At 71.5% G+C, this 22,778-nt stretch carries 18 protein-coding genes; 7 read left to right on the forward strand and 11 right to left on the reverse strand.

The genetic code is table 11. The annotated features are described in order from the left end of the window. Positions 1-339: 339 nt before the first annotated feature. From ACZ5U5_RS07695 to ACZ5U5_RS07710, 4 genes are all read right to left on the reverse strand, one after another. On the reverse strand, positions 340-1,611 hold the full coding sequence (locus ACZ5U5_RS07695; RefSeq protein ID WP_469019337.1) for a bifunctional RNase H/acid phosphatase: 1,272 nt from the start codon (positions 1,609-1,611) through the stop codon (positions 340-342). A 12-nt stretch (positions 1,612-1,623) separates the two neighbouring features. Next, a complete protein-coding gene (locus ACZ5U5_RS07700; protein WP_363208696.1) occupies positions 1,624-2,367 on the reverse strand; it encodes a zinc ribbon domain-containing protein in 744 nt (247 codons plus the stop codon). Beyond that, a complete protein-coding gene (locus ACZ5U5_RS07705; RefSeq protein WP_469017751.1) occupies positions 2,364-3,215 on the reverse strand; it encodes a Nif3-like dinuclear metal center hexameric protein in 852 nt (283 codons plus the stop codon). Before ACZ5U5_RS07705 ends, ACZ5U5_RS07700 begins: the two co-directional genes overlap by 4 nt. Before the next feature lie 229 nt (positions 3,216-3,444). After that, the gene (locus tag ACZ5U5_RS07710; protein WP_469017754.1) at positions 3,445-4,527 is read right to left on the reverse strand and encodes an ABC transporter substrate-binding protein; all 1,083 of its coding nucleotides are present in this window, start codon (positions 4,525-4,527) and stop codon (positions 3,445-3,447) included. 245 nt (positions 4,528-4,772) lie between these two features. On the opposite strand from ACZ5U5_RS07710, the gene ACZ5U5_RS07715 reads away from it, so the two are divergent. Further along, entirely contained in the window at positions 4,773-5,852 is a 1,080-nt protein-coding gene (locus ACZ5U5_RS07715; RefSeq protein ID WP_469019340.1) for a hypothetical protein, read from the forward strand. Positions 5,853-6,263: 411 nt separating this feature from the next. Here the strand turns inward: ACZ5U5_RS07715 and ACZ5U5_RS07720 are convergent, their stop codons facing one another. The 3 genes from ACZ5U5_RS07720 to ACZ5U5_RS07730 form a co-directional block, all read right to left on the reverse strand. Further along, positions 6,264-7,217, reverse strand: coding sequence for a 3-oxoacyl-ACP reductase (locus tag ACZ5U5_RS07720; RefSeq protein WP_469017757.1), 954 nt, complete (start codon positions 7,215-7,217; stop codon positions 6,264-6,266). Between the two features lie 17 nt (positions 7,218-7,234). Beyond that, entirely contained in the window at positions 7,235-8,311 is a 1,077-nt protein-coding gene (locus ACZ5U5_RS07725; protein ID WP_469017759.1) for a Zn-dependent alcohol dehydrogenase, read from the reverse strand. Positions 8,312-8,390: 79 nt separating this feature from the next. Next, the gene (locus tag ACZ5U5_RS07730; RefSeq protein ID WP_469017761.1) at positions 8,391-9,248 is read right to left on the reverse strand and encodes a MaoC/PaaZ C-terminal domain-containing protein; all 858 of its coding nucleotides are present in this window, start codon (positions 9,246-9,248) and stop codon (positions 8,391-8,393) included. A gap of 314 nt (positions 9,249-9,562) precedes the next feature. Between ACZ5U5_RS07730 and ACZ5U5_RS07735 the strand changes: the two genes are divergently transcribed. Together ACZ5U5_RS07735 and ACZ5U5_RS07740 are read left to right on the forward strand one after the other, a co-directional pair. Next, positions 9,563-10,834, forward strand: a complete 1,272-nt coding sequence (locus ACZ5U5_RS07735) for a sensor histidine kinase (protein WP_469017764.1) — start codon at positions 9,563-9,565, stop codon at positions 10,832-10,834. Next, the gene (locus ACZ5U5_RS07740) at positions 10,831-11,436 is read left to right on the forward strand and encodes a response regulator (RefSeq protein WP_469017767.1); all 606 of its coding nucleotides are present in this window, start codon (positions 10,831-10,833) and stop codon (positions 11,434-11,436) included. Before ACZ5U5_RS07735 ends, ACZ5U5_RS07740 begins: the two co-directional genes overlap by 4 nt. Positions 11,437-11,672: 236 nt before the next feature. On the opposite strand, the gene ACZ5U5_RS07745 is transcribed toward ACZ5U5_RS07740, so the two are convergent. From ACZ5U5_RS07745 to ACZ5U5_RS07755, 3 genes are all read right to left on the reverse strand, one after another. Beyond that, positions 11,673-13,097, reverse strand: a complete 1,425-nt coding sequence (locus ACZ5U5_RS07745; protein ID WP_469017771.1) for an MFS transporter — start codon at positions 13,095-13,097, stop codon at positions 11,673-11,675. 129 nt (positions 13,098-13,226) lie between these two features. After that, entirely contained in the window at positions 13,227-14,417 is a 1,191-nt protein-coding gene (locus ACZ5U5_RS07750) for a lipid-transfer protein (RefSeq protein WP_469017774.1), read from the reverse strand. Between the two features lie 13 nt (positions 14,418-14,430). Then, positions 14,431-17,052: an acyl-CoA dehydrogenase gene (locus tag ACZ5U5_RS07755; protein ID WP_469017777.1), complete on the reverse strand. Its 2,622-nt coding sequence runs from the start codon at positions 17,050-17,052 to the stop codon at positions 14,431-14,433. Between the two features lie 255 nt (positions 17,053-17,307). Between ACZ5U5_RS07755 and ACZ5U5_RS07760 the strand changes: the two genes are divergently transcribed. After that, on the forward strand, positions 17,308-19,041 hold the full coding sequence (locus ACZ5U5_RS07760) for an MFS transporter (protein ID WP_469017779.1): 1,734 nt from the start codon (positions 17,308-17,310) through the stop codon (positions 19,039-19,041). Between the two features lie 241 nt (positions 19,042-19,282). Here ACZ5U5_RS07760 and ACZ5U5_RS07765 read toward each other — a convergent pair whose 3' ends face one another. Further along, positions 19,283-19,927, reverse strand: a complete 645-nt coding sequence (locus tag ACZ5U5_RS07765) for a CatB-related O-acetyltransferase (RefSeq protein ID WP_469019343.1) — start codon at positions 19,925-19,927, stop codon at positions 19,283-19,285. A 119-nt stretch (positions 19,928-20,046) separates the two neighbouring features. Here ACZ5U5_RS07765 and ACZ5U5_RS07770 point away from each other — a divergent pair, with 119 nt between their 5' ends. The 3 genes from ACZ5U5_RS07770 (at position 20,047) to ACZ5U5_RS07780 (ending at position 22,774) form a co-directional block, all read left to right on the forward strand. Then, the gene (locus ACZ5U5_RS07770; RefSeq protein ID WP_469017782.1) at positions 20,047-20,700 is read left to right on the forward strand and encodes a class I SAM-dependent methyltransferase; all 654 of its coding nucleotides are present in this window, start codon (positions 20,047-20,049) and stop codon (positions 20,698-20,700) included. 22 nt (positions 20,701-20,722) lie between these two features. Beyond that, entirely contained in the window at positions 20,723-21,721 is a 999-nt protein-coding gene (locus tag ACZ5U5_RS07775) for an N-acetylmuramoyl-L-alanine amidase (protein WP_469017784.1), read from the forward strand. 171 nt (positions 21,722-21,892) lie between these two features. Then, positions 21,893-22,774 carry a hypothetical protein gene (locus ACZ5U5_RS07780; protein WP_469017786.1) on the forward strand — a complete coding sequence of 294 codons (882 nt, stop codon included), beginning with the start codon at positions 21,893-21,895 and terminating at the stop codon, positions 22,772-22,774. Positions 22,775-22,778: the final 4 nt, after the last annotated feature.

The following is a 22,778-nucleotide window of genomic DNA, read 5'->3' on the forward strand; positions in this document are numbered from 1 at the left end:
GCGCCGTTCCCCGCGCCCCTGGCGGGGCCCTCAGCTCCGCGCTGATCCCTGCGGGTGCTTCGTGGTTGCGCGCGCAGTTCCCCGCGCCCCTTACGGGGCCCTCAGACCTGCGCTCGTACCTGCGGGTGCTCTGTGGCTTGGCGCGCCGTTCCTCGCGCCCCTGACGGGCCCCGTGCACCGCGCCCGGAGGGGCGCGGGGAACTGCGCGCTCAGCCCCCCACCGACCCGCAGAGGGAACACGACGGCATGTCCCCAGGGGCGCGGGGAACTGCGCGGCCAGCCCCCGCTCAGCCGCAAGGGGGACTCCGCGTTCAGCCCCCGCCGCCCCCCGCCAAAGGCCTAACGCAAGTGCGACGTGTCGTTCAGGAGGCGTACCGATGCGTTGCCGTCGGTGTAGTACGCCACCGCCGAGACCGACGCCGCCGAGAGTTCCATGCGGAACAGGGACTCCGGCGGGGCGCCCAAGGCCAGGCGGATCAGGGTTTTGATCGGGGTTACGTGTGTGACCAGAAGGAGCGTACGGCCCGCGTACTCCGCGGCCAGGCGGTCCCGTGCCGCCGAGACCCTGTCGGCCACCACCGCGAAGGACTCGCCACCCGGAGGCGCCGCCTCGGGTGAGGCCAGCCACGCGTTCAGCTCGTCGGGCTGACGCGACCGCACCTCGCCGAACGTAAGGCCCTCCCAGGAACCGAAGTCCGTCTCGCGCAGCCCCTCGTCGACGCGTACGTCGAGGCCGAGGCGGGCGGCGACCGCCCGCGCGGTCTCCTGGCACCGCTTCAGCGGCGAGGTCACGATCGCCTGGATCGTGCCGCGGGTCGCGAAAGCGGTCGCCGCGCGCGCCGCCTGCTCCCGGCCCACCTCGGAGAGGGAGGGGTCGGTGCCCCCACTGCCGGAGAAGCGTTTCTGGGGCGTCAGCGCGGTCTCCCCGTGCCGCAGCAGCACGAAGGTCGCGGGGGCACCCAGGTCGGCAGGCGCCGCCCAGCCGACGGGGGGGGCTTCCTGCGCCGCCACGTTGCCCGCGGCACGCGCGTCGGCCGTCACCGCCCCTGCCTCCGCCCCCGCCCCCACCAGCGCAGCCCTCGCCCTAGCCGCACCGGCGACCGCGTCCCCCGGAGGGCCCGAAGGGGCAGACGGGACGGAAGCCTGCCGCGCGGCCCGCGCGTCGAGCTCCGCCGTCGAATCCGACGCCGACCACCGCTCGCCCCGCTTGCCCGCATCCATCGCCTCGTTGGCGAGCCGGTCCGCGTGCTTGTTCTGCGCGCGTGGGATCCACTCGTACGTCACCTGGGCGGGCGGGAAGACCGCCGCGGCCTCGGCGGCGAGCGGCTTCATGTCCGGGTGCTTGATCTTCCAGCGGCCCGACATCTGCTCGACGACGAGCTTGGAGTCCATCCGGACATGGATCGAGGCGGCCGGGTCCAGGTCGTGCGCCGCCTTCAGGCCGGCCACCAGCCCCTTGTACTCGGCGACGTTGTTCGTCGCGACCCCGATGTACTCCGCGGCCTCCCGCAGCGTCTCGCCCGTGGCCGCGTCGATGACCACCGAGCCGTAGCCCGCGGGCCCCGGGTTGCCCCGCGACCCGCCGTCGGCCTCGACGATGAACTCCTGCACGGCCACGGTCCCTTACAGACCCGACTCGGACGTGCGGACCAGGATGCGGCTGCAGTTCTCGCAGCGCACGACCGTGTCGGGGGACGCCGCCTTCACCTCGTTGACCCCGGTGATGTCCAGCTCGATGCGGCAGCCCTCGCAGCGCCGCTGGTAGAGCTTGGCCGCGCCGATACCGCCCTCCTTGACGCGCAGCTTGTCGTACAGCTTGAGCAGGTCGGCCGGGACCGAACCCGCCACGACCTCGCGCTCCTTGGTGACCGTGGCGGCCTCGCCGTCGATCTCCTCGAAGGCCGCGTCACGGCGGGCCGTCGCGTCGTCGATCTTCGACTGGACCGAGGAGACACGTTCCGCCAGCTCGGAGACCCGCTCCTGGGCGGACTCGCGGCGCTCCATGACCTCGAGGACGACGTCCTCCAGGTCACCCTGGCGCTTGGCGAGGGACGCGATCTCGCGCTGGAGGTTCTCCAGGTCCTTGGGGGACGTCACAGCGCCCGAGTCCAGGCGCTGCTGGTCGCGGTTGGCGCGCTGGCGCACCTGGTCGACGTCCTGCTCCGCCTTGGTCTGCTCGCGGGCGCAGTCGCTCTCCTCGGTCGTCGAGGCGACGTGCAGATCGCGCAGCTGCGCGATGTCCTTGTTCAGCGACTCGATCTCGGCGTGCTCGGGCAGGGACTTCTTCCGGTGCGCCAGCTGCTGGAGGCGTACGTCGAGTGCCTGGACGTCGAGGAGTCGGATCTGGTCGGCGGGCGCGGCGTTCAGTTGGGGGCTCCTGTGGTGTGGGTATTCGAGGCCGCGTGGGCGGTCCAGGGGTCGGTGACCGTCTTGGAGACGTGGACGCGAAGTCCCCATCCGTGACGGTCGGAGATCTGATCGAGCTGCGCCGCCGCCAGTTCGCACCACGGCCACTCGGTGGCCCAGTGCGCGGCGTCGAGCAGCGCGAGCGGAGTCTGTGCGCGGGCCTCCGACACCGGGTGGTGGCGCAGGTCCGCGGTCAGGAAGGCGTCCACGCCCGACGCGCGTACGTCGTCGAAGAGGCTGTCGCCCGAGCCGCCGCTGACCGCGATCGTGCGGATGAGCTGCTCGGGGTCGCCCGCGACGCGGATGCCCTGCGCGGTGGCGGGCAGCCGCCGGGCCGCGCGTTCGGCGAGTTCGCGGAGCGTCAGCGGGTGTTCGAGCTCGCAGATCCGGCCGAGGCCGCGACGGCCGTGGGTGTCGGCCGGGTCCGGTACGAGGGGACGGACGATCCGGAGGTCGAGCGCGCCCGCGAGGGCGTCGGAGACGCCGGGGTCGGCGCGGTCCGCATTGGTGTGCGCGACGTGCAGCGCCACGTCGTTCTTGATGAGGTCGTGGACGACGCGGCCCTTGAAGGTGCCGGCCGAGACCGTCGTCGTGCCGCGCAGGTAGAGCGGGTGGTGCGTGACCAGGAGCTGGGCGCCCAGCTTCACCGCTTCGTCGACGATTTCCTGGACGGGGTCGACGGCGAACAGGACCCGGGAGACTTCCGCGTCGGGGTCGCCGCAGACCGTGCCGACCGCATCCCAGCCCTCGGCGAGTTCGGCGGGCCACAGGACGTCGAGGGCGGCGATGACTTCAGACAGACGGGGCACGGAGAAAGGCTACCTTCCCGCTGCGCTCGGCATGGCGTGCGTTACGCACCGCTACGGTCTGCTACTGAGCGCCCCGTAGGGGGCGCGGGGCTGTATCGATTTGCGGCTCCGCCGCGGGGCGCGCTCAGCCGATGAAAAGCCGCAGACGCGTCTGCTCAGTTGCTCGGCAGACGCGTCTGCGGCTTTTCCCTGGTTGCTCGCGCAGTTCCCCGCGCCCCCTACGGGGGCACTACTCGGCGAGGAAGCCCCTGAGGTCCCCCAGGACCTCATTCGCCGCCGTCACACCAAGACCCAGGTACCACGTCTCGTCCGGGACGTTCTTGGCCTGCCCGTTCTTGACCGCGTCGAGCTTCTTCCACAGAGGGTTCTTCTCGGCCTCGGAGCGACCGGTCTTCTCCGCGTCGCCGTAGACCCCCGTGAAGATCCAGTCCGCGTCGGCCTCGTCGATCTTCTCGGTGCTGATCTCCGTGGCGAGGTCGTCGATCTGCTGGTTCTTGGGGCGGGGCAGGCCGGTGTCGGCGAGGATCGTGCCGATGAAGGACGCCTTCGCGTAGAGGCGGACGCGGTCCGGCATGTAGCGGAGCATCGTGATCGTCGGCTTGTCGTCGCCGATGTCCCGGCCCAGGGACCTCGCCTTCTCCTCGTACGCGGCCAGCTCCGTCTTCGCCTTGGCGGTCCTGTCGAGCGCGGCAGCGTTCAGGAGGTAGTTCTCCTTCCACGTGAAGCCGGGGCGGATGGAGAAGACCGTCGGAGCGATCTTGGAGAGCTGCGGGTAGAGCTTGGCGGCGCGCAGTTCGCTGCCGAGGATCAGGTCCGGCTCGAGGTTCGCGATCGCTTCCAGGTTGAGGGCGTTGATCGTGCCCACGTCCTTGGGGCTGCCCGCGTCCTTCTTGAGGTAACCCGGGATGCCGTCGTCGCCCTCGGTGGGCGCGTACCCGACGGGCTTCACACCCAGCGAGACGACGTTGTCGAGCTCGCCGACGTCCAGGACCACGACCCGCTTGGGCTGCGCCTTCAGCTCGGTCTTGCCACGTGCGTGCGTGATGGTCCGCGGGAACTCGCCCGGCTTCGCCGTCGTGCCCATCTTCGCCGTCTGCTCGGCGGCCTGGGAGAAGTCCTCGCCGCCCTGGGCGACGGCCTTGCTGCCGGTGCCGTCGCCGGACTTGCCGGAGCCGTCGCCGTCGCCGGACCCGCAGGCCGCGAGGGAGAGCGCACCTGCCACGGCGAGAGCGATGGCGGCGGTGGCCCGGTGGCGGCGCGGTCGTGCGGACCGCGGTCGTACGGGCCGCGGAGACGGGGAAAGCGGTGCCATCGGTGCTCCAGGCTCCAGGGGGTGTGCTGCTGCCGCTTCCGCGGGCCCGCATCACTTAGGTGGCCCTTACTTTAAGCGCGCCCTCCTCACCCAGCACAACCACCCCCGCCCCCTCAGGCGAATCGGTACATCGCCACCCTTCTGTGTGAAGCGGGCGTCCACAGGTGCCACGGCAGCGCGTGCGAAAACTAGCTTCGTGGCCCGGAGGTTCCCCCATGACAGCGCCCACGCTTGAGCCCGAGCCCATGACCGCGCCGACGTCTCCCCCGGCGCCCACGGCGCCCGCGGCGCCCCCAGTGATCACCGCCGACGGTGCGTACGCCGCCCGTCTCGCCCTCGACGGCGGTAGCTGGTTCCCCGAGCGCTGGACCCTCGACTCCCCCGAGCCGTACGCGGTGCCGCTGCCCGGCCATCAGCCCGAGGAGCCCGGCACCGAGGTGCTCCCGATGGCCGACGGCCGGGTCCTGATCCACCGCGTCGTCGACGGCCGGCACACCTTCGCCCTCCTGTACCCGACGGGGCCGGAGACCGGCGAGATCCTGCTCGGCGCCGTGGAGTGCGGCGAGTCCCGGCTGACACTGCTTCCGCCCTCACCGGCGGCCGGTCACGCGTACGCGCTCGCGGTCGGCGCGGGGTCGACGGCGCTGTGGCTGGTGGCGGGCGGCGCGTTCGGTCCCGAGCACGTCGCGGAGATCCCCGGGCACTGCTCGGGCGGGGTCTGGCTGGACGGGGAGGGCCGGATGCTGGCCCTGGACAGGGAGTTGGGCGGCCGGGTCAAGGCGGTGGCGGTGGACCTGGAGCGGGGCGGCGAGGTGTCACCCCTTCTCCAGATCGCCGACGAGAGCGACGACCGGCTGCTGCTCGCGGACCCCGACAGCGGGCTGCTCCTGATCCGCTCGGACGCGCCGGGCCACGACAGGATCGGCTGGGGGGTGCTCGGCGGCACGCGCCCGGTGCGTTTCCCCGAGTGCCTGCGCCTGCCCGACCTCGCGGTGACGCCGTTCGCCATACAGCCCGGCCAGACGCTGATGCCGGAGAACTGTGCGGTGGCGCTGCGGATCGACGGGGCGGCGGGGAGCTGGCTCGGCCTGTGGCGGCCCACCGAGCGCCGCCTGCATCAACTGGCGGCGCCCGGAGGGTGGTTGGCAGGTTCGGGGTGGTGGACACGGGAGGGTGCGCTGCGTCTGCCGTATGTGACGGAGGCGGTTCCGTGCGGGGTCGCGGAGCTGGAACCTCCCGCTCCGGTGGCGGCGCCCGCGGCGGTTGCCGCGCGGCCCGTTCCGTTGCAGCAGGCGCCTCTCAACGGGCGTACGGGTGTTGGTTAGACTCGCCCGGCTGCACCGAACGATCTTCTTACAGAGTTACAGCTTTTACGGGGTGAATGTGTTGACCAGAACCGAGATCCGTACGGAATCCGAGCGGAATCCCGAGCCGCGGGAGGCGGCGGGTACTTCTGGTGCCGGTAGGCATCGGGGGCCTGTGGCCGAGTGTGACGGCCCGGCGGCGGCGCCGCGGGGCAAGCACCGTCGTCCGGGCGACGAGAACTGATTCATTCCCCAACCCCGCCCCTTCCCGAAAACCCGCTCGGCACGGGGGCCTTGTCCTCAAGCGTCGGACGGGCTGGAAATCCAGCCCGTCCGGCGCTTGAGGACGAACTCGGCGGAGCCGGTGATTGACGGCAAGCAAGGCCCCCGCGCCAGAGCGGGTTTTCGGGAAGGGGTGGGGTCGGGGACAAATCAGCCCCGCTTCAGCCCCAGCACCTCCGACGCCGCGAACGTCTCCCCCGAGGGCCTGCCCGCGTAATAAGGCGACAGGGCCTCGTCCAGCTCCTCGTACGTGAAGACGTCCTTCGCCGTGTCGAACTTCGCCGCCACCTTGGGGCGCTCGACCACGGCCACCATTCCGCCGTGCACGACGAGCAGCTGGCCGTTGACCCCGGCCGCCGCGGGGGACGCCAAGTAGCCGACCAGGGGCGCCACATGCTCGGGAGCGAGCGCGTCCAGTTCGCCCGCTCCCGGCTCCTGGTAGCCCGCGAAGACGTCCTCCGTCATCCGGGTCCGCGCCCGGGGGCAGATGACGTTCGCGGTCACGCCGTACTTGCCGAGTGCCAGCGCGCTCGACGTCGTCAGGCCGACGATGCCGCCCTTGGCCGCCGCGTAGTTCGGCTGGCCCGCCGAGCCCGCGAGGAACGCCTCGGACGAGGTGTTGACGATCCGGCCGTAGACCGGCTCGCCCGCCGCCTTGGACCGCTCGCGCCAGTGCACGGACGCGAAGTGCGACGTGTTGAAGTGACCCTTGAGGTGGACGTGGATGACCGAGTCCCACTCGCTCTCACTCATCGAGAAGATCATCCGGTCCCGCAGGATGCCCGCGTTGTTCACCAGGATGTCGAGCTTGCCGTACGTGTCGATCGCCAACTGGACGAGCCCGCGCGCCTGTTCGTGGTCCGCGACGTCGCCCAGGTGCGCGACCGCCTGCCCGCCCGCCGCACGGATCTCGGCGGCGACCTCCTCGGCGGGCGTCGCGGACGCCTCGCCCGAGCCGTCACGGCCCGGCTGCCCGAAGTCGTTGACGACGACGCTCGCGCCGAGCCGGGCGAGTTCGAGGGCCTCCGCACGGCCGAGCCCTCTGCCCGCGCCCGTCACGATCGCGGCCAAACCGTCCAGTGGCCGTGGCAATGGCTGTGCCATCAGGGATCGAAGTCCTCTCAGATCTCGATGCACGTACGCAGCGCGACGCCCGTACGCATCTGGTCAAGCGCTTCGTTGATCTCGGAGAGGGGCACCCGGTGGGTGATCAGGCTCTCCAGGTCGATCCGGCCCGCGCGCCACAGCGCGATGGCCCGCTCGTAGGACTGCAGGACGTCGCCGCCGCCGTACATCGACGGCAGGATCCTCTTCTCGTCGAAGAACAGCTCGAACATGTTGAGCTGAAGGTTGTCGTCCATGGCGCCAGCACCGACGACGACGAGCGTGCCGCCGCGCCGCGTCGTCTCGTACGCGGTGCGGGCGGTGGCGGACTTGCCCACGACCTCGAAGACGTAGTCGAAGCCCTCGCCCGCGGTGATCCGCTGCTTGGCGTCGGCGAGTTCGTCCGGGGAGACCGCCTCCGTGGCGCCGAACCGCAGCGCGGCCTCGCGCCGTGACGCCACCGGGTCGACGGCGACGATCTGCGCCGCGCCCTTGAGCCGCGCGCCCTGGATCGCGGAGATGCCGACGCCGCCGCAGCCGATGACGGCGACCGACGAACCGGCCTCCACCTTCGCGGTGTTGATGGCCGCGCCCAGCCCCGTCGTCACCCCACAGCCGATCAGGGCCGCGATGTCGAAGGGCACGTCGTCCGGGATCGGCACGGCGCAGCCCGCGTCGACCACGACCTCCTCGGTGAAGGTGCCCGTGCCCGCGAAGCCGAAGACGTCCCCGCCGGGCCGCTTGAAGTTGGGGGTGCCCGCGTTCATGAACCCGGCGAGGCACAGCTGGCTCTGGCCTCGCTTGCACGCCGGACACTGGCCGCACGCGGGCAGCCAGCACACCAGGACCCGGTCTCCCTGGCTGATGCCGCTCACGCCGTCGCCGACGTCGACGATCTCGCCCGCGCCCTCGTGGCCGGGGATGAAGGGCGCCGGCTGCGGCAGTACGCCGTTCATCGCGGAGATGTCGGAGTGGCACAGGCCGGTGGCCCGGACCCGGATCTTCACCTTGCCGGGGCCGAAGCCCACCGCCTCGACGTCGTCGAGGACCTCCAGCTTGTCCTGGCCTATCTCGTGCAGTACGGCTGCGCGCATGGTGCGGCTCCTCTCGTACGGAATTCAGGCGTTGCGGCGCTTCAGGCGTTGCGGCGGCGCTTCAGGCGTGTCCGAAGCCTCAGGCGTGCTCGATCACCGTGTCGGCGAGGACCGGCGCGTCGTCCCGCTCGGCCGCCGTCACCGCCACCTGGACACGGCCGCTCTCCGGGCTCCACATCCGGATCCGCAAGGTCTCGCCGGGGAAGACGATCCCGGTGAAGCGTGTGCTGTAGCTCCGCACCCGCGACACATCTCCGCCGAGCACCGTGTCGACGACGGCCTTGAGGGTCATGCCGTAGGTGCACAGGCCGTGCAGGATCGGCCTGTCGAAGCCGGCGAGCTTGGCGAACTCGGGGTCGGCGTGCAGCGGGTTCCAGTCCCCGGAGAGGCGGTAGAGCAGCGCCTGCTCCTCGCGGACGGGACGCTCGACGATCCTGTCGGGCTCGCCCTCGGGGGCCGGGAGGCGGGTCGAGGGGCCGCGTTCGCCGCCGAAACCGCCCTCACCGCGTACGAAGATCTGGGCGTCGCTCGTCCACAACGGCCCATCGGAGTCGGCGACTTCGGTGCGCAGGACGAGGATCGCGGCCTTGGTCTTGTCGTACACGGCGGCCACCTTGGAGGTGGTGACGGCCTCGCCCTTGACCGGGATCGGGCGGTGCAGCGTGATGCTCTGGCCGCCGTGCAGGACCGCGGCCAGGTTCACCTCGATGCCGGGGGCCGAGAGCCCGCCGACGACGCCCATGCCGGCGCCCGCGACGGTCGCGAAGCTGGGCAGGACGTGCAGCTTCGACTCCAGGGTGTAGCGCAGCTCGTCCGGGTCGGTGGCGGGGATGCCCGCGCCCAGGCCCAGGTGGTAGAGCTGGATGTCCTTGTGATCCCAGGCGATCTCGGCCGACCTGGGCTCCGCGGCCAGTGCTTTCGCGGCATCGATGGGCATGGGGTGGCAGCTCCTTGACCGGTCTGAAGACCTCGGTGCGGCCGTCCGCACCGTCGGTCGCACCGAGGTCGCAACAGGGCCGGACAGCGCCCGTTCTAGAACGCGTTCCAGTCCGGCGATCCCATGTATAGCCGAGGGTTCGGTAGTTGTGAAGACTCCTGACGTCACGTCAGATAGGTGCTCGGAGGGCCGCCCTCGCCCGCCCGTGACATTTGTACCGGCCGAGTCCGTACAACCACATCTGCCGGTTTTCCGCCCCGGCTCCGTAGGGTCGGCAGCCTGGGACGAGGCGCCACGGCGCGACAGGAGAAACGATGGCGGTGAAGGGCTTCTGGCAGCGGCACGCACGTCTCGCGCGCTGGAAACACATCAGCGGGGCGCAGCTGGCGGAGGCGCGGGCGCGGGAGAAGTCCGGCCGGAGCAGACCCGAGGACCTGGGCCCGCCCAACGGCTTCGCGATGCTGCCCTGGCTCCTGATGGGGATGGGCTCCTTCTCCAACATCCTCCAGGGCGAGACGGGCAATCCCTGGCTCGGCGGGCTCGGCCTGCTGGTCTTCAACTCCCTCTACATCAGCGTGGTGTTCCGCGCCTTCGACAAGAGGGCGCGGGAGGCACGCGTCACCAGGCAGCTCCTGCTCGCGCTGACCGCGGTCACCCTCGCCCTCACCATCGGCTACGGCGACAGCTGGCTGATGTTCTTCCCGCTGCTCGGCCTGGCCACGGGTTCGGTGCTCCGGGGCAGGCAGCTCGTTCCCGCGGCGTTCGCCCTGAGCATCACGGCGGCGGTGGTCGGCGGCCTCAAGGACGGCTGGGACGCGGCGGGCATCGCGTACGGCACATTCATCTCCGTCATGGTGACGGCCGCGATCCTCGCCCTCTCCGAGACGGTGAAGGAACTGCGGTCCACCCGTGAGGAGCTGGCTCGCAGCGCGGTCGAGAAGGAGCGGCTCCGTTTCTCGCGTGACCTGCACGACCTGCTCGGCCACACGCTGTCGGTGATCGTCGTCAAGGCGGAGGCGACGCGGCGTCTGGCGCCCCGCGACCTGGACGCGGCGCTCGGCCAGGTCTCCGACATCGAGTCCGTCGGCCGCCAGGCCCTGACCGAGATCCGCGAGGCGGTCACCGGCTACCGCGAGGGCAGCCTGGCCACGGAGCTCGACCGGGCCCGCGACCTCCTGGACGCGGCGGGCATCGAGGCCGTCGTACGGCAGTCGGGCCCGCCGCTCGCCCCGCAGACCGCGGCGCTGCTCGGCTGGGTCGTCCGGGAGTCCGCCACGAATGTCGTACGCCACGCACGGGCGACCCGCTGCGAGATCGAGGTGACGGGCACCGCCGAACGGACTCGGCTGCTGATCACCGACGACGGTCGCGGCGTAGGCTCGGGAACGCCCGGCAGCGGGCTGAAGGGCCTGGCCGAACGCCTCGCGGCGGCGGGCGGCGCCCTGGAGTCGGGCCCCGCACCGGGCGGCGGATTCCGGGTCACGGCGGAGCTGCCGGTCACCGAACCAAGCCCCGGTCCCGGCCCCGGGTCCAGCGCCGGTCCCGATTCCGGTTCCGGCCCCCTCCTGGAGGAGCGCACCCCATGATCAGAGTCCTGCTCGCCGAGGACCAGGGCATGATGCGGGGCGCGCTCGCGCTGCTGCTCGGCATGGAGGCGGACATCGAGGTCGTCGCGCAGGTCGGCGCGGGCGACGAGATCGTGGACGCGGCGCTGAACGCCCGCCCCGACGTGGCGCTCCTCGACATCGAGCTGCCGGGCCGCAGCGGGCTCGACGCGGCGGCGGACCTGCGGGAGGAGTGCCCGGAGTGCCGGGTACTCATCCTCACGACCTTCGGCAGGCCCGGCTATCTGCGCCGGGCCATGGAGGCGGGCGCGGTGGGCTTCCTGGTCAAGGACGGCCCGGTGGAGGACCTCGCGGAGGCGATCCGGCAGGCACTGCGGGGCGAGACGGTGATCGACCCCGCGCTGGCCGCGGCGGCACTGAGCGCGGGGCCGAGCCCGCTGACCGGGCGGGAGGCGGATGTCCTGAAGGCTTCGGTGGACGGCGCGACGGTCTCCGACATCGCGGAGAAGCTGCATCTGTCGGAGTCGACCGTACGGAACTACCTCTCGGCGGCGATCGGGAAGACGGGGACGCGGAACCGGATGGAGGCGGTACGGGAGGCTCGGCAGCGGGGCTGGCTTTGATCTGGCCCCTGGGCCTTGACCCGGGCCGCCGCTTCTGGCCCCTGGGCCCTGGCCGTGGCTTGTGGCCCCGCGGCCCCGGGCGCCGTTGATCACCGGCTCCGCCGAGTTCGTCCTCAATCGCCGGACGGGCTGATTCCACTCAACCCTCGCCCCGCGGCACCCTCAATCACCGGCTCCGACGATTCGTCCTCAAACGCCGGACGGGCTGATTCCGTCGCCGGACGGGCTGATTCCGCTCAGCCCTTGCTCCGCTCCCTCGGCATCCACACCAGCAGCACCACGACCCCCGCCAGCAGGATGAACCCACTGGTCCTGAACGCCGCCGCGTAGCCCTCGGTCAGGGCCTCGGGGCTCGTGGAGCCGCCCATCCGCGAGGCCGCGACGGTGGAGAGCACCGCGAGCCCCAGCGCACCGCCCATCGTGCGCGAGGTGTTGATGAGACCGGAGACGAGGCCCGCGTCGCCCGGCGCGGCCCCGGACGTGCCAAGGGAGGCCAGCGGCGTCGCGGCCAGGCCGGCGCCGAACATCATCACGATGCCGGGCAGCATGATCGAGGTGACGTACGCGCCGTCGGCCGTCATCATCGACTGCCAGCCGAACCCGGCCGCCGCCACGATGATGCCGAGCAGCGACACGTTCTTCGCCCCGAGCACCGGCATCAGGCGGGGCGCCAGCTTCGAGCCGAAGACGATCGTCAGCGAGGACGGGATCAGGGCGAGACCCGCCTTCAGGGCCGAGTAGCCGAGGACGTTCTGCGCGTACAGCGTCATGAACATCCACATCGCGAACATTCCGGCGCCGCACACGAACATCGCCGCGTTCGCCGCCGACACCGACCGCACCCGGAACAGCTTCAGCGGCATCAGCGGCACCGCCGACCGCGCCTCCACCACCAGGAACGCCGCGAGCAGCGCGAGGCCCACCGCCAGGGGCACCAGGGTCTCGGCCGCCGTCCAGCCCTGCTCCTCGGTCTGGACGATGCCGTACGCGAGGGTGGCGAGCCCGCCCGTCACGAGGACCGCGCCCGGCAGGTCGAGCTTGCGGCTGCCGCCCGCGCGGCTCTCGGTGAGCCACAGCACGCCCATCGCGAGGACGAGCGCGCCGATCGGCACGTTGATCAGGAGCACCCAGCGCCAGGAGAGCAGGTCGGTGAGGACTCCGCCGACCAGGCCGCCCGCCGCGCCGCCGCCCGCTCCCACCGCCGACCAGGTGCCGATGGCCCGTATGCGTGCGGGCCCTTCGGGCACCGCGGAGGTCAGGATCGTCAGGGTCGAGGGGGCGAGCACCGCCGCGCCGAGTCCCTGCACGGCCCGCGCGAGGAGCAGCTGCCACTCGGCCTGCGCGAGGCCGCCCGCGAGCGAGGCCACCGTGAAGAGCGCGAGCCCGACAAGGAACATCCGCTTGCGGCCGAAGAGGTCGCCGGCCCGCCCGCCGAGCAGCATGAAGCCCGCGAAGGCGATCGAGTACGCGTTGACCACCCACTGCAGGCCCACCGCACTCATGCCGAGGTCGGCCCGCATGGAGGGCAGCGCGGTGTTCACCACGGACACGTCGAGGACGACGAGGAACTGTCCCGCGCAGGCGGCGAGCACCACCGCCCACACGGGGGCCGACTTCCGTGCGGTGGCGGGCATGTAAGTGTCGGGGGGCGTTTGGACCATGACAGCCATGCTCTCAGGAGTGCATGGCCCTTGCATCGGGGTTTCGCCGCAGAGATCCTCGGCCGTGGGTCCTAGGACCCCGGGCCGACTCCGCCCCTCCTTCCTTCCTCATCTCCCGCCCCTTCTTCCTCATCCCTTCCGCAGCAGTGTCACCACCGCGGCCCCGCCGAGGCCGATGTTGTGCGCGAGCCCCACCCGCGCCCCCGCCACCTGCCGCGCGTCCGCCTCGCCCCTCAACTGCCAGGTCAGTTCGGCCACTTGGGCTATGCCCGTCGCGCCGAGCGGGTGTCCCTTGGAGATCAGGCCGCCCGAGGGGTTCACCACCCAGCGCCCGCCGTACGTCGTGGCGCCGCTCTCGACGAGCTTCCCCGACTCCCCCGCCGCGCACATGCCGAGCGCCTCGTAGGTGAGGAGCTCGTTGATCGAGAAGCAGTCGTGCAGCTCGACGACGTCGACGTCCTCGATGCCGAGCCCCGACCTCTCGTACACCTGCCGCGCCGCCGCCCGCGACATCGGCTGCCCCACGACGTCGATGCACGAGCCCGATTCGAAGGACTCCCCCGTGTCCGTGGTCATCGCCTGCGCGGCGATCTCAACGGCACGCTCCTGGAGGCCGTGCCGCTCCACGAACCGCTCCGACACCACCACCGCGGCTGCCGACCCGTCCGAGGTCGGCGAGCACTGCAGCTTGGTGAGCGGGCGGTGGATGGTCTTGGCGGCGAGGATCTCGTCGACGGTGTACTCGTCCTGGAACTGGGCGTACGGGTTGTTCACCGAGTGCCGGTGGTTCTTGGCGCCCACCGCGGCGAGCTGCGCCTCGGTCGTGCCGTACCTCTCCATGTGCTCGCGTGCCGCGTTGCCGAAGATCTGGGCGGTGGGCGGGGTCATCTCGAAGCCGTGGCGGGCGGCCATCACGCCGTAGTGCCGGGCGACGGGAGACGTTTTGAAGTCGCCGCCGTCGGACCCGCCCCCCAACGCGCCCCGCGCCATCTTCTCGAAGCCGAGCGCGAGGACGCAGTCGTTGATGCCGCCCTCGACGAACTGCCGCGCCATCATCAGCGCGGTCGACGCCGTCGCGCAGTTGTTGTTCACGTTGTAGACCGGGACACCGGTCAGGCCCAGTTCGTACGCGGCCCGCTGGCCCGCCGTCGAGGCCTGGAAGCAGTACCCGACCGGGACCTGCTCCACCTGTTCGTACGAGATCCCGGCGTCGTCGAGCGCCTTGGTGCCCGCCTCCTTCGCCATGTCCCAGTACTGCCAGTCCCGCGTCTCGGGTTTCTCGAACTTCGTCATGCCGACGCCGACTATGTACGCCTTCACTGGCCAGCTCCTTCTAGATGATGGGGCGGGGCTCGGGGTCCCTCGGCAGGCCGAGGAGCCGCTCCGCGACGACGTTCAGCTGCACCTGCGTGGTCCCGCCCGCGATGGTCAGGCAGCGCGACATCAGGAAGCCGTGCAGCGCCCGCTCCCCGGCGCCCTCGCGCACCGCGCCCGCGGGGCCGAGCAGTTCGAGGGCAAGCTCGGCGACTTTCTGCTGATGCGGGGTCTGCACGAGCTTGCGGACGGAGGCCCCGGCGCCCGGTTCCGCCCCGGCCACCTGCTGCATCGTCGTGCGCAGGCCGATGCAGGCGAGCGCGTGCGCCTCGGCGGCGAGCGCGCCGATGCGCGCGCGGCGGGCGCCGTCGAGCTCGCCGGCTCGCTCGATGAGAGCCTCCAGGCCGGTGTCGAAGGTCAACTGGTCGGCCATGTGGACGCGTTCGTTGCCGAGCGTGTGGCGAGCGACCCGCCAGCCGTCGTTCACCTCGCCGACGACGGCGTCAGCGGGCAGCAGGACGTCGTCGAAGTAGACCTCGTTGAAGAGGGAGTCCCCGGTGATCTCCTTCAGCGGGCGGATGTCGATGCCCTTGGCCCGCTTCATGTCGACGAGGAAGTAGGTGAGTCCCTTGTGCTTGGGGGCTTCCGGGTCCGTGCGGGCCAGCAGGATGCCGTGGTCCGCCCACTGCGCCGCGCTCGTCCACACCTTCTGGCCGCTGATCAGCCAGCCGCCCTCGACCCGCTCGGCCCGTGTCCGCAGCGCGGCCAGGTCCGAGCCCGCCCCGGGCTCGCTGAACAGCTGGCACCACAGCACCTCGCCCCTGAGCGTCGGCGCCAGGAACCGCTCCTGCTGCTCGCGTGTCCCGTAGGCGATGAGCGAGGGCACCACCCAGGTGGCGATCCCGAGATCACTGACGCGTACGCCCGCTGCCGCCAACTCCTGCTGCACGGCGAGCTGTTGGATGGGCCCCGCGCCGAGGCCGTACGGCTCGGGCAGGTGCGGTGCGGCATGGCCGGTGGGCGCGAGGGCCTTGCGGGCGGCGGCCGGATCGAGGCCGCGGGCCGGGGCGATGGCCTCGCGCGCCTGCTCCCGGTAGGCCGCCGCCTCCGGGGGCAGCTCCATCCGCAGCTCCCGGCGCGCCCCGCCCTCCGCGAGCCGCACCGCCCGCAGCCGGTGCGCGTCACCGGTGCCGAGCAGCTGCCGGGCAACGAGTGACCTGCGCAGATACAGATGCGCGTCGTGCTCCCACGTGAAGCCGATGCCCCCGAGGATCTGGATGGCGTCCTTGGCACAGGAGTACGCGGCGTCGAGGGCGACACCGGCGGCGAGCGCACAGACGAGGCTGCGTACGTCCGGCGACGGGGAGTCTGGCGACAGGCCGTCGTCCGGCGAGGGGACGTTTGGCGAGAGGCCGCCCGGCGGGGGGACGTCCGTCGACGGGCCGTCCGGCGACGAAGGAGTGCCCGGCGAGGGGGCATCCGACAACAGACCGCCCGACGAGGGACCGCTTGGCGACAGGCCACCCCGCAGGGGGACATCCGGCGACGGGCCGCCCGGCGACGAAGGAGTGCCCGGCGAGGGGGCGTCCGACAACAGACCGCCCGACGAGGGACCGCTCGGCGACAGGCCACCCGGCGACGGGCCGCCCGGCGGCGAAGGGGTACCCGGCGAGGGGGCGTCCGACAACAGGCCGCCCGACGAGGGACCGCTTGGCGAGAGGCCGTCCCGCGGGGGGACATCCGGCGGCAGACCGCCCGGCGGCGAAAGGGCGCCCGGCGCCGGATCGCTCGGCGAGGCGGCGTCCGTCGCCCGCGTCGCGTCCCAGGTGAGGGCCCGTGCCTGCTCCAGGCGCACCAGCATGTCCGCGCAGAGGTGCTTGACCGCCTGGAACTGTCCGATCGGCCGCCCGAACTGCTCGCGCACCTTCGCGTACTCGGTGGCGGTCTCCAGCGCCCAGGCCGCCACCCCGCATGCGTCCGCCGCGTACAGGGCGCACGCCAAGTCCCGTACGAGTGCCGCGTCGACATCGAGCACCCGCCCGGCCGGGACCTCGACACCGTCCGCCACCACCTCGGCGGTGGGCCGCGTGGGGTCGGCGCTCTCCTGCGTACGTACGGTCAGCTCGGCCGCGTCGACGGCCAGCCACACGGTTCCGCGAGGGGACTCGGCGGCCAGGATCAGCAGGTCGGCGTCGGCCCCGCAGAGCACGGGCGGCGCGACGCCGTCGAGGAGGTAGCCGTCCGGCACGGACAGCGCGGTCAGCGTGCCCGCACCCAGCGCGACGGCGCCGATCCGCGCCCCGGAGGCCAGCTCGGCGGCCAGGTCGACGGCGCCCGCCCGGTGCAGCACGGCCGAGGCGAGGGAGCTCGCCAGGTAGGGCCCCGGGAGCGCGGCCCGCCCCGCCTCCTCCAGGGCAACCGCGAGGTCCACGAGGTCACCGCCCCCGCCGCCGCACTCCTCGGGCAGGTGTACCGCGAGCAGCCCCTGCTCGGCGAGCCCCTCCCAGTGGGCGGGCCTGCCGCCGGGGGCCGACGGGGCGTCGAGCAGCTTGCGTATCTCCTCGGGCGGGACCGCGCGGGCGATCCAGCCGCGCACCGCCGCCGCCAACTCCCGCTGTTCCTGCGTGATTCCGATGCCCATGCGCGTCCTCGCCGGTAGCAGCTTCCGGGACGGCGACACACTAGAACACGTTCCAATTCGATGGAAGCCTGACGGTGGGTCAGATGCGGGTCCACTCAGGTGCCGGGCGCGGGCTCCCGTAAGCCCCCGGTTAACAACAGGTCAAGAATTCCCCTCGTACGACATCCGTCGGAATAGTCGCCCGGGGAAACAGGTTCGTACTGCACGTACCCCTGCCACCCTGCACCCTTGCACCGCCCCCGGAGGCCCCACGTAATGACGCAGTCGACGACCCACCAACGCGGCACCCGCGGAGTCGTCCCCGTACTCGCCTTCGCCGGCATCGTCGTCGCGGTGATGCAGACGCTCCTGGTGCCGGTCATCAAGGACCTGCCGACGCTGCTCGACACCACGCCGTCGAACGCCACCTGGGTCATGACGGCGACCCTGCTCGCCGGCGCCGTCTCGACCCCGATCATGGGCCGCCTCGGCGACCTCAACGGCAAGCGCCGCATGCTGCTCACAAGCCTCGCCGTGATGGTCGTGGGCTCCCTGATCTGCGGCTTCACCGACAACCTCGTCGTGATGATCGTCGGCCGCGCCCTCCAGGGCTTCGCGATGGGCGCCATCCCGCTCGGCATCGGCCTGATGCGCGACATGCTGCCCCGCGAGAAGCTCGGCTCCGCGATGGCCCTGATGAGCTCCTCCATCGGCGTCGGCGGCGGCCTCGCGCTGCCGCTCGCGGCACTGACCGCACAGCACGCCGACTGGCACACCCTGTTCTTCGGCGCGGCGGGCCTGGGCGTCATATCGATGGTCCTGACCGTCCTCTTCGTGCCCGAGAGCAAGGTCAAGGCGCAGGGCACCTTCGACGTGATCGGCGCGCTCGGCCTCTCCGCGGGCCTGGTCCTCTTCCTCCTCCCCATCACCAAGGGCAGCGACTGGGGCTGGACATCGGGCATGACCCTCGGCCTGTTCGGCGCGGCGGCGGTCGTCCTCGTCCTCTGGGGCGTGATGGAGCTGCGCCTCAAGGCGCCGCTGGTGGACCTGCGCACCACGGCCCGCCCGGCGGTCCTGTTCACCAACCTGGCCTCGATCATGGTCGGCGTGGCGTTCTACGCGATCTCACTGGTGTTGCCCCAGCTGCTCCAGCTCCCGACCACCACCGGCTACGGCCTCGGCCAGTCCATGGTCGTCGCGGGTCTGTGCGTGGCACCGCTGGGCCTCACGATGATGTTCACGGCCCCGGTCTACGCCCGCCTCTCGGCGAAGTACGGCCCGAAGGTAACCCTGATCCTCGGCATGCTGATCATCGCGATCGGCTACGGGGCGGGCCTCGGCCTGATGAGCGCCGCCTGGCAGACGATCATCATCGCGGTGGTCGTGGGCGCGGGCATCGGCCTCGCCTACTCCTCGCTCCCGGCGCTGATCATCGGCGCGGTGCCCGCTTCGGAGACGGGCGCGGCGAACGGCCTCAACACGCTGATGCGCTCCATCGGCACGTCGGTCTCGTCCGCCGTGATCGGCATGGTCCTCGCCAACACGGCGAACCACGTGGGCGGCGTCGCCGTCCCGACGATGACGGGCTTCCGCACGTCCTTCCTCATCGCCACGGGTGCGGTCGCCCTCGGCCTGGTCTTCGCCCTCTTCCTGCCCTCCGCCCGCCGCTCGGTCAAGACGCAGCTCCGGGCCAGCAGCGAGGAGGACGCGAACCTGCGCGCGGCCACGGAGGCGCTGGCCGGTTTCCACGGCCGGGTGCTGAGCCCTTCCGGGGCGCCGGTGGCGCGGGCCAAGGTGACGCTGATCGACCGCCGGGGGCGGCAGGCGGGGTCGGCGCTGACGGATGACGGCGGCCGCTACGCGCTCTCCGTCCCGGGCGACGGCTCGTACGTCCTCGCGGCGACGGCGTCCGGGCATGCGCCGCTGGCCTCGGCGGCGGCGTATCGCGAGGCGGACCGAGCGGTGGAGATGGACCTGCTGCTGCCGGGCGGGAGTGAGGTGCTGGCGTAGGGGCGGTCCCTGCGGGGCTTTCCCCAATCCCGCCCCTTCCCGAAACCGGGGCTCCGCCCCAGACCCCGTACAAGATGTCCTCAAACGCCGGACGGGCTGGAAATTTCCCCGAGCCGGGGAAATTTCTAGCCCGTCCGGCGTTTGAGGACGAACTCGGCGAAGCCGGTGATCGACGGCACGCAAGGCCCCCGCGCCGAGCGGGTTTTCGGGAAGGGGCGGGGTTGGGGAGGGAAAAGACGCTCTACCCCCGCGGAGCGACCCTCTCCAGCTCCTCGATCGACCCGGACATAACAGTCCGGACATGCTCCGTCAGATGCTCCGCAGGCCAATCCCACCAGCCAACGGCCAACAGCCGGGCAACCTCGTCCTCGCTGTACCGCGTACGGATGAGCTTGGCGGGGTTGCCGCCGACGACCCCGTAGTCGGGAACGTCATCCACCACAACAGACCCCGAGGCGATGACGGCCCCGTGCCCGATCCGCACGCCGGGCATCACCATCACCCCGTACCCGAACCACACGTCGTTGCCGACGACGGTGTCCCCCCGCCCCGGCAGCCCGCTGATGAGATCGAAATGCTCGCTCCACGACCCGCCCATGATGGGGAACGGGAAGGTCGAGGGCCCGTCCATCCGGTGGTTCGCGCCGTTCATGATGAACCGCACCCCCGTCCCGAACGCACAGAACTTGCCGATACGGAGCTTCTCGGGCCCGTAGTGATAGAGGACGTTGCGCGTCTCGAAGGCGGTCGCGTCGTCCGGATCGTCGTAGTACGAGAACTCCCCGACCTCGATCAACGGCGACTTCACCAGCGGCTTCAGAAGCACGACACGAGGCTGGTCCGGAAAAGGATGCAGCACCGTCGGATCCGCCGGTACGAGTTGCATGGTCATGCCGCCTTCCACTCCTCTGCACGGCCCCGCCTCCATGATCAGCCGGACCATGCGGCAGCATAGGTCGGCCCACGGCGGAGACCCACCGCTTTTCGGAAGCCCAGGAGGACCCCATGGCCGCCCCCCAGCCCACGCCGGAGATTCTTGCCGCCTTCGAGGCGGCCAAGGGCTTCATGCCGGCCGGCGAGGGCCTCGCCCTGTACGCCGCGGCGACGGAGGCGGCGGCGCTCGGCTTGCCGCTCCTGGAGGTCGGAACGTACTGCGGCCGCTCCACGATCCTGCTCGCGGACGCCGCACGCGAGGCGGGCGTCACGGCCATCACCGTGGACCACCACCGCGGCAGCGAGGAGCAGCAGCCGGGCTGGGAGTACCACGACCCGGCGACGGTCGACCCGGAGCTCGGCCGCATGGACACGCTCCCGACCTTCCGCCGCACGCTGCACCACGCGGGCCTGGAGGACCACGTGATCGCGATCGTCGGCCGCTCGCCGCAGGTGGCGAAGGCGTGGGGCGGAAAGCTCGGCCTGGTCTTCATCGACGGCGGCCACACGGACGAGCACGCGACGGGCGACTACGAGGGCTGGGCCCCGCACCTCGCGGAGGGCGGCCTGCTCCTTATCCACGACGTCTTCCCGAACCCGGCGGACATCATGACGGGTCAGGCCCCGTACCGCGTGTACCTCAGGGCCCTGAACTCCGGCGCGTTCACCGAACTCCCGCCGACCGACTCCCTGCGCGTCCTGCGCCGAACGGGAGCGGGGATCTGACCTCCCCGTTAGAGTCACTCTCGTGTCGTACGTAGGTCCGGACAGCCAGCCCCCACGCCCGCCCCGCCGTTTCACCGGCGGCCCTCTCACGGTGACGCTCGCCGCGCTGGTGCCGACGTGCCTCGCGGGATGGCTCATTTACGAGGCCACGAGCGGACCAGGCGGCAGTGAGCCGGCCAGAACGCTTCCCTCCGTGAGCCAGTCCGCGCAGGGTTCGCCCTCCGCCGAGCCCTCCCCGTCCGCCTCCGAGAAGGACGACGGCAAGGGTGACAAGGGCGACGGCGACGCGAGTGACGAGCCGAGCGCGTCGAAGCCCCCGAAGTCCTCCACCCGCCCCGCCGCCTCCGGCCCGCTCAAGGGCAAGGTCGTCGTCGTCGACCCCGGTCACAACACGGGCAACGGCAAGCACACCGCCGAGATCAACCGCCTCGTCAACGTCGGCACGCACCGCAAGGAGTGCGACACCACGGGCACCTCCACCAACAACGGTTACAGCGAGGCCCAGTTCACCCTCGACGTCTCGCGCCGCCTGCGCACGTTGCTCGAGAAGCAGGGCGCCACGGTCAAGTTCACCCAGGACGGCGACCGCCCCTGGGGACCCTGCGTCGACGAGCGCGCCCGCATCGGCAACAACGCCCACGCGGACGCCGTCGTCTCCGTACACGCCGACGGCTCGGCCGTGGGCAACCGCGGCTTCCATGTGATCCTTCCCGCATCGGTGAAGTCCGGAGCCGCGGACACCTCCGAGATCGTCGTTCCCTCGCGAGACTTGGGCGAGCGCATCGCGGGCACGTTCCTTCGGGCGACCGGCAGCGCCCCTTCCAACTACGTCGGCGACGGCACCGGGCTCGACGTGCGCAAGGACCTGGGCGGCCTCAACCTCTCGACCGTCCCGAAGGTCTTCATCGAGTGCGGCAACATGCGCGACGCGAAGGACGAGGCATTGCTCACGAGCGACACCTGGCGGCAGAAGGCGGCGCAGGGGATCTCCGACGGAATCGTGAGCTTTCTGCGCGGATAACGGGTTGGTTCGTCGGGGATAACGGGTTGGTTGGTCTTTATCCCGAGCAGACACCCCACCCGCGTGAACGATAATGTCCTCCGTACGATGGGGGGCCATCCCCGCGCTCAGCACCACGACCTTGGGGCGAGCGACGCCTCCACCGACGAGACGACTTACGAAGGACCTGAAGTGAATATCCGCTCTCTCACTCGAGGCGACGGCGTGGTGATCGGGGCAGCGGTGTTGCTCTTCATCGCATCGTTCCTCAACACCCTTGACGCCGACGGCGGCGACAGCGACAAGCTTCCCAACGCCTGGGAGAACGGCAACCTGCTGCTGAGCGTGTACCTGCTCGGGATCATCGGTGCCGCGCTCATCGTCGTGGGCCGCGCCCTCCCGCAGCCGCGCAAGGTCGCGGGCCTCGACCTCGGCCAGCTCGGCGTCGCCTTCACCATCGCCGCCGCCTGGAGCTCGATTGGTGCGATCTTCGACGCCGACCAGTCGTACGGCTTCTTCTTCGACAGCAGCCTGAGCGGTGGCTCCGGCGGCCCCGAGGCCGGCATCGGCCTCATCCTCGGCCTGATCGCCGCCCTGGTCCTGGCCGCGGCCGCGGTCGCGACGGCGCTGGTTCCGGCGCTCAAGGCTCCCCTCGTCGGCGCCCCGCGTCCCACCCCTCAGCCCTACGGCGGCCAGCCGCAGGGTGGGTACGGGTACCCCGGTGCGCAGGGCCAGCCGCAGCAGGGGCAGCCGTACGGCGCCCAGCCGGGTCAGCCCGGTCAGCCGCAGCAGGGTCAGCCCTTCGGTGCCCAGCCGGGTCAGCCCGGTCAGCCGCAGCAGCAGACGCCGCCTCCCGGGCAGGCGCAGGCCGCCGGTGACTTCTCGCCGTTCTGGTTCGCCGTGCCCGTGCCGCGTCCGCTGTACGCGGAGGACGGTTCGCCGACGCCGATCGCCGAACTGGCGCCCGGCACCTGGTACTTGGCCGTCGAGCAGCGCGGTCCCGGCCTGGTTGCCCAGACGCAGGACGGCCGTCGTGGCGTGCTGCAGGACACCACGGGGATTCAGCGCGGCTGATCTC

This window comes from Streptomyces sp. NPDC033177 (genome assembly GCF_055577715.1).

Coding starts and splice junctions, on each gene's coding strand:
- ACZ5U5_RS07710 (WP_469017754.1), bottom strand. CDS start 4,527: ATGGCACCGCTTTCCCCGTCTCCGCGGCCCGTACGACCGCGGTCCGCA.
- ACZ5U5_RS07715 (WP_469019340.1), top strand. CDS start 4,773: ATGACCGCGCCGACGTCTCCCCCGGCGCCCACGGCGCCCGCGGCGCCC.
- ACZ5U5_RS07720 (WP_469017757.1), bottom strand. CDS start 7,217: ATGGCACAGCCATTGCCACGGCCACTGGACGGTTTGGCCGCGATCGTG.
- ACZ5U5_RS07725 (WP_469017759.1), bottom strand. CDS start 8,311: ATGCGCGCAGCCGTACTGCACGAGATAGGCCAGGACAAGCTGGAGGTC.
- ACZ5U5_RS07730 (WP_469017761.1), bottom strand. CDS start 9,248: ATGCCCATCGATGCCGCGAAAGCACTGGCCGCGGAGCCCAGGTCGGCC.
- ACZ5U5_RS07735 (WP_469017764.1), top strand. CDS start 9,563: ATGGCGGTGAAGGGCTTCTGGCAGCGGCACGCACGTCTCGCGCGCTGG.
- ACZ5U5_RS07740 (WP_469017767.1), top strand. CDS start 10,831: ATGATCAGAGTCCTGCTCGCCGAGGACCAGGGCATGATGCGGGGCGCG.
- ACZ5U5_RS07745 (WP_469017771.1), bottom strand. CDS start 13,097: ATGGTCCAAACGCCCCCCGACACTTACATGCCCGCCACCGCACGGAAG.
- ACZ5U5_RS07755 (WP_469017777.1), bottom strand. CDS start 17,052: ATGGGCATCGGAATCACGCAGGAACAGCGGGAGTTGGCGGCGGCGGTG.
- ACZ5U5_RS07760 (WP_469017779.1), top strand. CDS start 17,308: ATGACGCAGTCGACGACCCACCAACGCGGCACCCGCGGAGTCGTCCCC.
- ACZ5U5_RS07765 (WP_469019343.1), bottom strand. CDS start 19,927: ATGCAACTCGTACCGGCGGATCCGACGGTGCTGCATCCTTTTCCGGAC.
- ACZ5U5_RS07770 (WP_469017782.1), top strand. CDS start 20,047: ATGGCCGCCCCCCAGCCCACGCCGGAGATTCTTGCCGCCTTCGAGGCG.